Origin of the sequence: Bacillus pumilus (assembly GCF_038738535.1) — a bacterium.
Classification (GTDB): domain Bacteria; phylum Bacillota; class Bacilli; order Bacillales; family Bacillaceae; genus Bacillus.
Genome location: NZ_CP046128.1, coordinates 1,727,156 through 1,739,489, shown reverse-complemented (window position 1 = coordinate 1,739,489; position 12,334 = coordinate 1,727,156). Strand labels below are relative to the sequence as shown.

The following is a 12,334-nucleotide window of genomic DNA, read 5'->3' as shown; positions in this document are numbered from 1 at the left end:
TCTCTCCTTATTTTTGCTATGATCAACTTAAATATAAAGGAAGAGAACATTTATCTTGATGATCAAGATAAATTGATTTTAAAGGGAGGAGAACAAGTTGTCAATAAAGAACGACGCAGAAGACAGAGCAGACCTGATCATACATACACTGAGGCGCCTCGCGACACGAACGGTTTTATTCCATCAAGCGGCCGCGCAATCGCTCGGCCTTTTCCCAACAGATCTCAAATCAGCCGATTTATTAAACGAACTCGGCCCCCTCACAGCAGGGGAATTAAGTGAAAAAACAGGTCTTAGCTCAGGTGCGGTCACAGCTCTTATTGACCGTCTTGAAAAAGCTGGCTACGTCAAAAGAGAAAAGGACCCAAAAGACAAGCGAAGAGTCATCATCGTTCCATTAACGGCTGGGAAATCACAAGTAAAAGAACTCTTTCAATCTTTATCGGCATCAACTAAACAGCTCACAAACGAATACAAACGAGAAGAATTAGACTTAATCATTCAATTTATTAACGAAGCAGCAGATATTATGGAGCAAGAGCTGCGATTGTTTAAGTCTAAATCGTAAGAAAGCGCACTGATGCGGGTGTGCTTTTTTATGGAAAAATGGACTCAAAGGCTGCACGCTTTTTTTGAAGATGGTTTAGCTGAAAGTATAACTGATGATAAGAGGAGGACTGAGCTGTCAAAGATAACTGTCTTGGGCTGAAAACATAGATGAGGCTCTGACTGAAGCTGATCTGAAGGCTTTGATTATTTGTCTTTAGATTTAAGGGACGAACATCTCTTTTTGAAATTCTAACTACAAAGAAAATTGAAAGCACATAGAGTTGGGAAGAGTAAAGCTCCTAATCTTAGACGGAGTTAACCACAAAGCCTATTTATCAGACATTCCTGATTACGGAAAGACTAGTATTCATTCAAAAAACGGAGTACCTATAAAGATACAATATGATTAAGGATATAAAATAACATGAGTATTGTTATAATATACCTTATTTGTTACGATTTATAGGATTTTTGGTAACCTTTCGACAGCACTTGGAATCATCTGAGTGCTGTTTTGTATTTGAAAAAAATTAATGGTAAAATACATCATGTTTCTCATAATATGTTTAAAAGAGGTGCGATGATTTTGAAGAAGAAACTTACACTCCTTCTAGTAGCATTAATTCTAACTGTGGTATCTATAACATTAATAATAAATAAAAACAAAACTGAGAAATTTAAGAATGAAAATTGGGCCTATGAATATTTAAAAATTAATAAACTGCATAACCAGAAAAAACTAACTGGAAAAGGTGTTAAAGTAGCATTAATTGATTCAGGTGTTTCATTAAAGCAGGAGGTCAATGTTAAGAAAGGGGTAAACGTTTTAGATCCCAAAAGATCATATCAAGATAATCATGGTCATGGAACTCATTTAGCTGGAATATTAACTAGTAAAGACATTGGTGTTGCGCCAAACATCGATTTATATGTAATTAAAGCCTTGGATAACAATTTAAATGGTGATATTAATAATGTAATAGAAGCAGTGAATTATAGTATTGAAGAAAAGGTTGACATTATTTTAATGTCATTTGGCACTTTAAAATATTCCAGAAAACTGGAATCTGTAATAAATAGAGCTTTAAAAAATAATATTGTTGTAATTTCATCGGTTGGGAACTATGGGTTACAAGAAAAGAGCGAGATACTCTACCCTGCTAAATTTGAAGATGTTATTGCTGTAGGAGCTTTAAATATGAACGGTGATATATGGAAAGGGACAACTGTAGGTAAAGGATTAAATGTGTTACTTCCGGGGCAGTATATAAAAAGTTATTCAAAAGATGGTTCTTTTTTATATAGTAGTGGTACTTCAATGGCAGCTGCCTACATGGCAGGTCTTGCTGCTCTCTTTTTTGAAGAATATTCTTCTTATAATAAACACACAATCTCGAAAAAAATATGGAAAAAAATCAAAAATTTAGATAAAATAAACGGGTATTCAGTTATGAATACAGATAAATTTTTTTGAGAAAGTAGGGTTTATATGAAGAATAAGCTTATTCTAGTAGTACTGTCTTTTATTCTATGTTTTTCGGCGGTGACTCCAGTATATGCTGAGAGCGTAACTTCACAGGATAGTGAACTTGTGGTTAGTGATCAATTGATTGAACAAGTATACGAGGATACCGGTATAGATGTTTCAAATGTAGATGTATCAAACTTTAATAAAGAATTTGACTTTCTTTTGAATGATCCAGTATTTATTGAATTAGAAGAAACTTTAGCGTTACAGAGTCAGAATGCTGAATTGAAAGAAGACAGTGTAACTGGTCAGTGGATACCGGTGGTGGCTGCTGCTTTAAGATTATTAATTTCTCAAGTTGGAAAAAAGGGAATGCAAAAAGGATGGAAAGTAGCTAGACCATATGTGCAGAAAGCATTAAAGGCGCCTCAAAATTATATTATTGATGGCCCTGGATCAGGAGGGCGCATTATACAGGTACGTAGCAAAAAAACCAAAAAACCACTATTCAGACTAGATTATGCACCTATAAAACATGGAAGACCTGCTGTTCTGCATTATCATGTTCCACCTAATCTAAAAGATCATCATGTTATTTTCTAAAGGAGAGATCAACGTTGCTTAACTTAGACGATACAATGCATTTGCATGTAGGCTATTATGAAAATGATTTAGATTATGAAGGTGTGTTTTTTAAAAGTTTAGATTCAGGGAAATGGTTATTGTTTTTTGATCAAGAAAGCTATGGTATAAAACTTAAACAAAAATATGAAAAATATGATGATTTTGGTTTGTTGGTTGGAGAGTATAATATTGATGATGAATATATTGAGGATAAAGGGGATGAATTGTTCGAACGGTTTCTAAAAGAAAACGGTATTATTAAAGCATAGTGTTTTTGTGTGATACGTTACAATAAAACAACAGGACAGCTTTATCTGTTTGAAGACGTTTATGTAGACTTTAAAACTTTTGTTGAGGAATATATTTATTACGAAGGCGATGCGTTTTGGGAATAATATAAAAAAAGTGTCCATGTTTATGGGCACTTTTTCTTATTTGTATCGGCCGAGAAAAAGGGGACCTTTTTCCTAAGTGGATCATCGTATGATAGAGGCAAGCAAAACGAACGTGAATATTTTGTCCAGAAGAAAGAACCTGCGGACACTGATGCAGTACATATGTGTGAATCAAGAATGCCAAAAGCATTGTGAAGGATCAAAAAAGGCATTCAAAAAGATTTTTCAGGACATTCATGGCCTCATTACAAAGGTTTTCTATCACGTAAAAGAAGACAAAGGACTCTTTGTGTACAAGTCTGAAAGCACACTCATGCGGGTGTGCTTTTTCTTATGGCAAAAGAGCACCCAAAAGCTGCACTGCATTTGCTGAAGACATTTGGGCTTCTTTGATGCATGTGAGTTGATTAAACTTATAACCAAAGGAAAGAAGGGAGGAATTCCAACTGTATTTAACCAAAAGGGGCACGACTTTACTATCAATGCTGATTCACACGACATCTTATTTATCAATTGAAGATTTACAGAATCGACTGAATGTCTCTACTCGAACCGTCTACTCTGAAATCAAACGCATGAATAGCTGGCTGGAAACTCAGCAGCTGAGTGGTATTCAGCGAAAAGATCAACTTGGCTACTACTTACACCCACATGAAAAAGAAGTCATTATTCAAAAAGCGAACACCATTCTCGTTGGCCATGATTATGAACCATGCGTAAAGGAAAGAAGAGCCATCCTGCTCTTATCCATTGCATGCAGTGAGAAACGCCTAAGAATTGATGATTTTATGAAGATGATCAAAGTGAGCCGGAATACATTGCTTGAAGATATGAAACAGCTAAAAGAAGCACTTTCAAAGCAGCAGCTCACGCTTCACTATCAGACAGCCTGCGGCTATTTGATTTCAGGAGAAGAAAGAGCGATTCGATTGGCGCTGAAACCTTATATTCATTCCATTCGCACAATGATAAAAAACGAAAAAGCGTTTCCATCTTTTTGGTTAAAGGGGCCCATTTCATATAAGCGGTTAAAGCATCTCCTCGAGAAGTCAGAACAAGAGCTTAAGCTCGAGTTTGCAGATGACATGCTGGATCAGCTGTCTTTGGATCTCTTTTTCTACTTCAAGCGGATGAAGCTAGGACGTGCTGTACACCTTTCAAACGAAGAAAAGCGTACATTGCAGGAAACAGATGAATGCTTGGCGGCTATTCGTTTCATGGCACAAATTCAAAGGGAAACAGGTCTTCAAGTTCATGATGATGAAATCTATTTTCTTAGCACTCTATGGCTCAGCGCCAAGAAACAAAAGCTTCCATCAAGTAAAAAACCAGAAGAGCATCTCATTCGCACCATTGCCAGACAAATGATTTTTGACTTTCAGCGGTATGCTTGTATTTCCTTTCAAGAGTACGAAGCCTTGGAGCAAAACTTGACCATGCATCTCATCCCGGCCTATTACAGACTCATCTATCACATTGATATCAACAATGAATTAACAGAATCTATTAAAAAAGCACAGCCAGAGGTGTTTGACATCACTCAAAAGGTCGTATGCCATTTAGAAAAGGCGACTTGCTCAAAGATCAGCGACCATGAAATTGCATATGTGGCGATGCATTTTGGTGGTTGGATGAGAAGAGAAGGGATTTCACCAATTGTGCGGCGTTCTGTATACATTGTCTGCGGCGAAGGAATTGGCACAAGTCACATGCTGAAAACACAGCTTATCGAATTAATCGGTTATATCGAAGTACGTGAACTATTATCAAAGCGTTCATATGAAGAAATGTCATCCATTGATGTTGACTTTGTTGTGTCAACAACACCTATTTCGTTTAAAGGAAAACCCGTTCACCTCGTTCATCCCATCCTCACTGCCTATGAGAAAAAAACCTTGCTTCAATATGGAGAAGGTGCAGAAATCAGGCTTGATGAGAAAAATGTGGACGCTTTATTCAACATCATTCAGCAGCATACCATCGTACAAAATGAAAAAGCACTGCTTCGTGATCTTAAAGAGCTACTTCATCCCGCATATGTATCCCATCAGAAAGGGTGGAAACCAGTGTTAAACGATTTATTAACAGAAAAAACCATTCATCTCCAGCAAACAGCAGATACTTGGCAAGAGGCCATCACAAAAGCAGCGCAGCCTTTACTCGATCAAAATGCCATTCAGAGAGGTTATGTGGAGGCCATGATTCAGTCTGTGCATCAAAATGGACCTTATATTGTGATTGCACCACAAGTAGCCATTCCGCATGCCAGACCAGAGGACGGCGTGAACAAATTAAGCATGTCACTCATGTCATTCGAACGGCCCATTTTTTTCTCTAAGGATGAAAAAAAACAGGTTCGTCTCATCATTGTGCTAGCAGCCATTGACAGTATGACCCACTTGAAAGCACTCAAACAGCTGACCATGCTGTTAAGTGATGAAAAACGGAGAAAACAACTGGTTGAAGCAAAGGAATTAGCATCGGTGCAAAAACTAGTTGATCAATTTTCACAACTATAAAGGGAGGAAAAAGAGAATGAAAAAAATTCTTGTTGTGTGCGGAAACGGATTAGGAAGCAGCTTTATCGTAGAAATGAATGTCAAAAAAGCATTAGAAGAGTTAGGACTTGTAGCTGAAGTGGATCATACCGATCTCAGCACAAGTAAAAATGAACAGGCCGATCTATATATCGGAGCAACAGACATTATCGATCAGCTGGATGACGGCACAAGAAAGGTCGCTGGATTAAATAACTTGTTAGACCAGGAAGCCATTAAAGACGTCCTTCGTAAACACATATAAGCCACAAAAAAGGGGGATTCACATCATGATAGAACTGATCATGAACGATATATTGGGCACACCGGCAATTCTCATCGGTTTGTTTGCACTGGCCGGTTTACTTTTGCAGAAAAAATCAGCCGCAGATACCGTGTCAGGCACCTTGAAAACAACCATGGGTTTTTTAATATTAGGAGCGGGCGCCACGGTCGTGTCTGATTCACTTGGAGTTTTTCGAAAAATGTTTGAAGCAGCCTTTCACATTCAAGGGGTAGTCCCAAATACAGATGCCATGGCGGCCATTGCCCAAAAGGAATTCGGTACACAGACGGCTCTCATTATGATTTTTGGCATGCTGGTCAATTTGTTATTGGCAAAATTCACGCCCTTTAAATACGTCTTTTTAACAGGGCACCATACCTTGTATATGGCTGCAATGCTCGCAGTCGTTCTCTCGACAGCCGGAATGCAAGGAGGATTTCTTGTGACCACCGGTTCGATTATATTAGGAACAGCTATGGTCATTGCACCGGCTATCCTTCAGCCATTCACAAGGAAAGTCACCGGAAGCGATGATCTCGCGCTCGGACACTTCAGTACCTTCGGTTATTTTACAGCGGGAATGATCGGCAAATGGATCGGTCGTCCAGAGAAATCAACGGAAACCATTCAAGTGCCTAAATCACTCGGATTTCTAAGAGATACATCTGTTGCCATTTCGATCACGATGGCTTTGCTGTTCTTTGCGATTGCACCGTTTGCAGGGATTCCCTTTATAGAACAAATTAGCGGGGGCACGAACTTCGCTGTCTTCATTCTCATTCAGGCTATTACCTTTGCCGCTGGTGTATACATTATTTTAGCCGGGGTGAGGATGGCAATCGGTGAAATCGTGCCTGCTTTTAAAGGGATTGCCGATCGTTTTGTGAAAGGGGCAAAGCCGGCACTTGACGCGCCAACCGTTTTTCCATTTGCTCCAAATGCAGTCATTATCGGTTTTTTATGCAGCTTTGCAGGAGGCATCGTATCCATTTTTCTTTTACCTTTGTTTGGTTTAACTGTCATTGTCCCTGGTCTTGTCCCGCACTTTTTTTGCGGCGCTACAGCAGGAGTGTATGGTAATGCAACAGGAGGCGTAAGAGGTGCTGTCGCTGGGGCCTTTGTGAATGGATTACTTCTTTCCTTTTTACCTGCTTGTTTATTACCTGTGTTAGGGACCCTTGGCTTTGAAGGGACAACTTTTGGAGATACAGACTTTGGTATCATCGGAATCTTAATTGGATTGATCAAGCTTTTATTTCAACTTTAAAAAAGAGGAGCCTGAGAATGAAAGCCATTTTTTCACCTTCACTAATGTGCATGGATTTAACGCACTTCCGCGAACAAATTCATATACTCAACACAAGAGCAGATCGATATCATGTCGACGTCATGGATGGTCATTACGTGAAAAATATCACCTTATCGCCCTTTTTCATAGAACAGCTTCGAAAACTAACAGATAGACCAATTGATGTTCACCTTATGGCGGAATACCCCCAAGAATTTTTAATCGATGCCTGCATTGATGCAGGCGCAAGCATGATCTGCTTACACCCAGAGGTCGTGCAAAGAGACGTTTTTAGAATCATTCGGCATATCCATCAAAGAGACTGCAAGGTCGGCTTTGTCTTAAATCCCGCCACACCAATTGCAGCGTTAGATTCCTATCTACATTTAATAGACCGAGTGACGATCATGACGATTGATCCAGGCTTTGCAGGTCAGCCTTTTATTAAAGAAATGCTTCAGAAAATTAAACAGGTGAAAGAGATAAAAGAGAAGAGAGGATACACGTTTTCAATTGAAGTAGACGGCTCTTGTAATGAGAGCACGTTCCGGCTGCTTGCTGAGGCTGGAAATGAGATCTATATCATCGGCAACTCAGGTTTATTTGGACTTCACAATCAACTCGATAAAGCTTGGGAGACAATGAAGCAATTGTTTGCAAAAGAAACAGCCTCAATTGAATCACGTTAGTAAAAGAGGATGTAATCCATCCTCTTTTTTACGCAATTTTACTAAAACACCACAATCTCACCAAAACATACCCAAATATAAAATAAAAAATTACAAATCCACAATTGAAAGCGCTTTACTTATATGTTATCCTTCAAATATCTTTAGTAAATATTTAGTCAAAATCTAAGAGGAGTTTGCCTATGACCACACTCAAAGATATTGCCCATGATGCAAAAGTGTCCGTATCCACTGTATCCCGTGTGTTAAATGGCGATCAAACACTTTCCGTTTCACACGCAACAAGACAAAACATCCTCGACATTGCAAAGAAGCTAAACTATACCCCAGTGAGAGCAAGAAAAGCCGATCAAGCAGAAGAAAAACCTCCATCTGAATCCCCAGTCATCGGTATCGTTGTCGCTCAATCCATTGACGAAGAATTAAATGATCCCTTTTTTTCATCGATTAGAAAAGGAATTGAAAAAGAATATGCCAAACAAGGGCTGTCCACCCTCCATACCTTTCGCCTGAGAAGCATGGATAAAGGCGCGATGCTAAAGGGTATTGACGGTTTGATTGTCATTGGACGAATCAGCCCCGATACAGTTGAAAAAATGACAAACCGAATGGAACACATTGTTTTTATTAATCATTATGCGGATGAAGATTTGTATGATTGTGTACATGTTGATTTTGTAAGAGCGGCAGATCGAGCAATTCGCCATCTGCAATCGCTTGGCTATACACATCTAGGCTATATTGGCGGAAAGGAGCGGGAGCATTATTTCGAAGGAAACGCTGTGATTGAGGACGAAAGACAAACGACGTTTATGAGAAGAATGCAGGAGGCAGGATGTCTTCATCTGGATGACATCCACATTGGGGAATACTCCATGCAAGAAGGCTATACGCTTATGCAGCAAGCCATTAAAAAAGGAAACCTTCCACAAGCCTTTTTTATCGGAAGTGATTCAATGGCGATCGGTGCAATGCGTGCGCTCAACGAAGCCGGTCTGCGTGTTCCTTTCGATGTATCCATTGTTGGGTTTAATGACATTGAAGCTGCTTCATTTTCAAGTCCGCCGCTTACAAGCGTAAAAGTATACACAGAAGAAATGGGGGAAGTCGGCTTGAAGCTTTTGCTTGAGCGAATAAACGGAAGAAAGCTCCCTCTAAAAGTCGTCGTGCCAACAAAACTCATCGAACGGGGCAGCACATGTCTCATCCATGAAAGGGGGTGAACCAAGATCTCAGCAAACAAAAAAGAGACAAAAAAGCAGAAAGCAAGCTGCTTCACATGATGGCCAGATCATGCGAAGAACAAGGCAGCCTGCCGTTATGCTCTCTTATCTCTTTGAAAAGAATAGAATTCCAGTATAATGGACTTCTTTTGTTTCCGCAACTGCATGAATTCTACCGATTATCGTCTGAATTTTCAGTGATCAAAAGGAGGAAACCATGAATAAAAAAATCATGCTGCTCACTGCGGCCTTTGTCTTGACCATTTTTTTGTCTGCTTGCAGCAATAACGGTACGTCTGAAGCAAACGGAAAGGTCACCTTGACTCTCTTTTCGTCAATGAGCAACAGCGGGGAAAGAAAAGCGTTTGAAGAAGTGATTCGTGAGTTTGAAAAAGAGCATCCACATCTTCGAATCGATGCCAACTTCCCAGGCAACAGCTATGAAGATACGATTCGTGTCAAAATGGGGGCAAACGATATGCCGGATCTGTTTGACACACACGGCTGGGCCAAACTCCGCTATAGCGAGTATGTCGCTGATCTAAAAGAGATGAATTGGGTCAAACAGCTTGATCCTTCACTCGATCAGATTTTAAAGGATCAAGATGGCAAAGTATACGCATATCCGCTGAATCAAGCAAAAGACGGGCTTAGCTTTAATGCCAATCTATTAAAGGACTATGACATTGAGGTACCTAGAACACTTGATGAATTCCAATCGGCTTTGCTGACAGTGAAGGAAAAGAGCAAAGGAGAGGTTGTGCCGCTCTGGATACCAGGAGGAGACAACTCAAATATCGCCCAAGTCTTTGATGAACTAGCCACACCTTTATTAATCACCGATCCAAAACATCAATACGGAAAAGAACTTGAAAACGGATCTTTTGATTGGTCTCACTATACACCGCTTGCACAGTTCATGAAGGAGCTGAAGGATCAAGATCTTTTAAACAAAGATGTCCTGACAGCGAAACTATCTCAAGCACCTGAACTGATGGCACAAAACAAAATAGCCTTCACCTTTGTCGGAGGTTCTTTAGGACCTGAAGCGTCAGAACTCAATCAATCGATCAAAGTAGGCACGATACCTGTTCCTGCCATTCATGAAGGAGATGAGCAAAGCTGGATTGGGGGAGAACGTTTTACTGTCGCTGCCTGGAAGGACTCCAAGCATCTAAAAGAAGCAAAACAATTCATCGATTTTCTCGCAAAGCCTGAAAATGCGGAAAAAATCGCAGAAGGCACATCCTCTGAAGCAGCCTTAACGCATGTAAAAGCGAAAAACTATTACTCTACGTTTTACGATCAATACGAACAGGTGAAGATTGAACCTTACTTCGATCGAAAATACTTACCAAGCGGAATGTGGGCTGTCATGGCAACGACGGGTCAAGAATTATTAGCAGGCTCCATCACACCAGAACAATTATCGAAGAAGATGGAAGAGGAATATAAGCGTCTGAAAAAACAATAGCAGGCCCATGCTGAAACAGGAGTGAAGCCAATGAATGACATCACAAAAGCAAAGCAGCCAGCCGCATTTACCTCTTTACCAAAACAAAAGATGCAAAAAAGCCGGAATTCATCACTTTGGTGGATGTACATGCCAGCTGTACTCGTCGTCAGTACCTTTATCATTTATCCTTTTTTGAACGGCATTCAGCTATCTTTTACGAATTGGAACGGGTTCTCACAAACTTATGAATGGATTGGGCTTGATCAATATAAACGTCTGCTTCAAGACCCAACGACATGGCTTGTTGTCAAAAACACGCTTCTCTACGGAATTGGGAGTACAATCTTACAAAATATCATTGGACTTGGATATGCTCTTTTATTAAATCAAAGCTTAAAGATGAGAGCGATCACAAGAACAGTCATCTATTTACCTGTCATGATTAGTCCGATTGCGATGGGCTATATTTGGTATTTTGTGTTTGCTTACCAAGGCGGTGCCTTAAACGATGTGGTGACGTTTTTTGGATTTGACCAAATGAATGCGCTTGGCAATCCGCAATTAAACACATGGATCATTGTGCTTGTCAACACCTATCAATTCGTCGGAATTGCGATGATCATTTATTTAGCAGGCCTTCAAAGTATTCCTAAGGATTATTATGAGGCGGCACAATTAGACGGCGCATCAAGCCTCCAGCAATTCAGACGGATCACATTGCCGCTGCTTATGCCGTCTATCACTATTAATGTTGTGCTTAATGTCATTGGCGGGCTGAAACTTTTTGATGTCATTGTGGCACTAACAGGCGGCGGACCTGGAGATTCCTCGCAATCGATGTCGACCTTTATGTATGATCTGTATTTCAAACGTCAGGATGCAGGCTATGCAGCAACGCAAGGAGTCTTCATGGCGGTCATCATCCTTGTCATTAGTGTCGCAGCACTGATTTATTTCAAACGAAAGGAGACCGAGGTGTGATGGATAACGCCTTTAAACACAAAAAGAGATGGTACACCTTCCTCGCACTTTTGGTGACATTGCTTCACCTCATTCCATTTTATATCTTGGTGACGACATCATTAAAGGGGATAGGAGATTTCAGTTCAAAATGGCTGTTTCCGAAAGCGCTCCATCTTGAAAACTTTCGCACGGCATGGACAGAGGCTCAGCTTGGCCAGTCCTTTTTGAATACAGTGATGATTACGTTTACCTCCGCTGTATTACTCATCATACTTGGATCTCTTGCAGCCTATCCGCTCGCAAGAAGAAACACAAAGCTAAATAAAGCAGTTTATGTTTTATTCATCACCATTATGGTCATTCCACCGCTCACAGCCCTTGTCCCGCTCTATAAAATGGTCGTTCAAATCGGGATGATGAACACCTATCAAATCGCTATTTTAAATAATGTCGCTGCTTTTTTGCCGCTAACCATTTTCTTATACGCAGGCTTTATCCGGTCGACCATTCCAAAGGAGCTTGAAGAAGCAGCCCGTATTGATGGAGCGGGGACACTCAGAGTTTTTTTCACTGTCGTTTTTCCTCTTCTGAAGCCCATTACCGCTTCTGTTTTAATCATTGCCTGTGTGTATATTTGGAACGACTATCAATTTGCCATCTTCTTTTTGCAAGATAAAGAAATGCATACACTCACAGTCGCCTTATCCCATTTTTTTGGTCAAAATCAGCATCAGCTCCAGCTCGTTGGTGCCGCTGCGCTCATTGCGATGCTGCCAATGGTTACGATGTTTTTACTGTTGCAAAAATATTTTATCGCAGGGCTTTCACAAGGCTCTGTCAAAGGGTAGTTCAATAA

General features: G+C 40.1%; 12 protein-coding genes. All 12 read left to right on the top strand.

All coding sequences use genetic code 11. From position 1 onward, the window contains the following. Positions 1-97 precede the first annotated feature (97 nt). The 12 genes from GKC25_RS08620 to GKC25_RS08565 all read left to right on the top strand — a co-directional run bounded on the left by GKC25_RS08620 (position 98) and on the right by GKC25_RS08565 (position 12,326). Positions 98-568 (top strand): MarR family winged helix-turn-helix transcriptional regulator, encoded by a 471-nt coding sequence (locus GKC25_RS08620; RefSeq protein WP_034660833.1) that lies wholly within the window; start codon positions 98-100, stop codon positions 566-568. 567 nt (positions 569-1,135) lie between these two features. Continuing rightward, positions 1,136-2,023, top strand: a complete 888-nt coding sequence (locus GKC25_RS08615; RefSeq protein WP_187704536.1) for a S8 family serine peptidase — start codon at positions 1,136-1,138, stop codon at positions 2,021-2,023. 15 nt (positions 2,024-2,038) lie between these two features. Then, the gene (locus GKC25_RS08610; RefSeq protein ID WP_039166537.1) at positions 2,039-2,620 is read left to right on the top strand and encodes a hypothetical protein; all 582 of its coding nucleotides are present in this window, start codon (positions 2,039-2,041) and stop codon (positions 2,618-2,620) included. Positions 2,621-2,634: 14 nt separating this feature from the next. Beyond that, positions 2,635-2,910 (top strand): DUF3986 family protein, encoded by a 276-nt coding sequence (locus tag GKC25_RS08605; protein WP_262417209.1) that lies wholly within the window; start codon positions 2,635-2,637, stop codon positions 2,908-2,910. 572 nt (positions 2,911-3,482) lie between these two features. Further along, complete coding sequence (locus tag GKC25_RS08600) at positions 3,483-5,555, top strand: BglG family transcription antiterminator (RefSeq protein ID WP_342689972.1); 2,073 nt, start codon at positions 3,483-3,485, stop codon at positions 5,553-5,555. A 16-nt stretch (positions 5,556-5,571) separates the two neighbouring features. Then, the gene (locus GKC25_RS08595; protein ID WP_034660831.1) at positions 5,572-5,838 is read left to right on the top strand and encodes a PTS sugar transporter subunit IIB; all 267 of its coding nucleotides are present in this window, start codon (positions 5,572-5,574) and stop codon (positions 5,836-5,838) included. Positions 5,839-5,863: 25 nt separating this feature from the next. Next, positions 5,864-7,126: a PTS ascorbate transporter subunit IIC gene (locus GKC25_RS08590; RefSeq protein ID WP_034660830.1), complete on the top strand. Its 1,263-nt coding sequence runs from the start codon at positions 5,864-5,866 to the stop codon at positions 7,124-7,126. A gap of 17 nt (positions 7,127-7,143) precedes the next feature. Then, positions 7,144-7,836, top strand: coding sequence for a D-allulose 6-phosphate 3-epimerase (gene alsE / locus GKC25_RS08585; protein ID WP_034660829.1), 693 nt, complete (start codon positions 7,144-7,146; stop codon positions 7,834-7,836). A 182-nt stretch (positions 7,837-8,018) separates the two neighbouring features. After that, a complete protein-coding gene (locus GKC25_RS08580; protein ID WP_187704533.1) occupies positions 8,019-9,059 on the top strand; it encodes a LacI family DNA-binding transcriptional regulator in 1,041 nt (346 codons plus the stop codon). A 217-nt stretch (positions 9,060-9,276) separates the two neighbouring features. Next, entirely contained in the window at positions 9,277-10,533 is a 1,257-nt protein-coding gene (locus GKC25_RS08575; protein WP_187704532.1) for an ABC transporter substrate-binding protein, read from the top strand. 30 nt (positions 10,534-10,563) lie between these two features. Beyond that, complete coding sequence (locus GKC25_RS08570; protein ID WP_095285230.1) at positions 10,564-11,496, top strand: carbohydrate ABC transporter permease; 933 nt, start codon at positions 10,564-10,566, stop codon at positions 11,494-11,496. Beyond that, on the top strand, positions 11,496-12,326 hold the full coding sequence (locus GKC25_RS08565) for a carbohydrate ABC transporter permease (protein ID WP_034660824.1): 831 nt from the start codon (positions 11,496-11,498) through the stop codon (positions 12,324-12,326). The genes GKC25_RS08570 and GKC25_RS08565 overlap by 1 nt, the downstream gene beginning before the upstream one ends. The last annotated feature ends 8 nt before the right edge of the window (positions 12,327-12,334 follow it).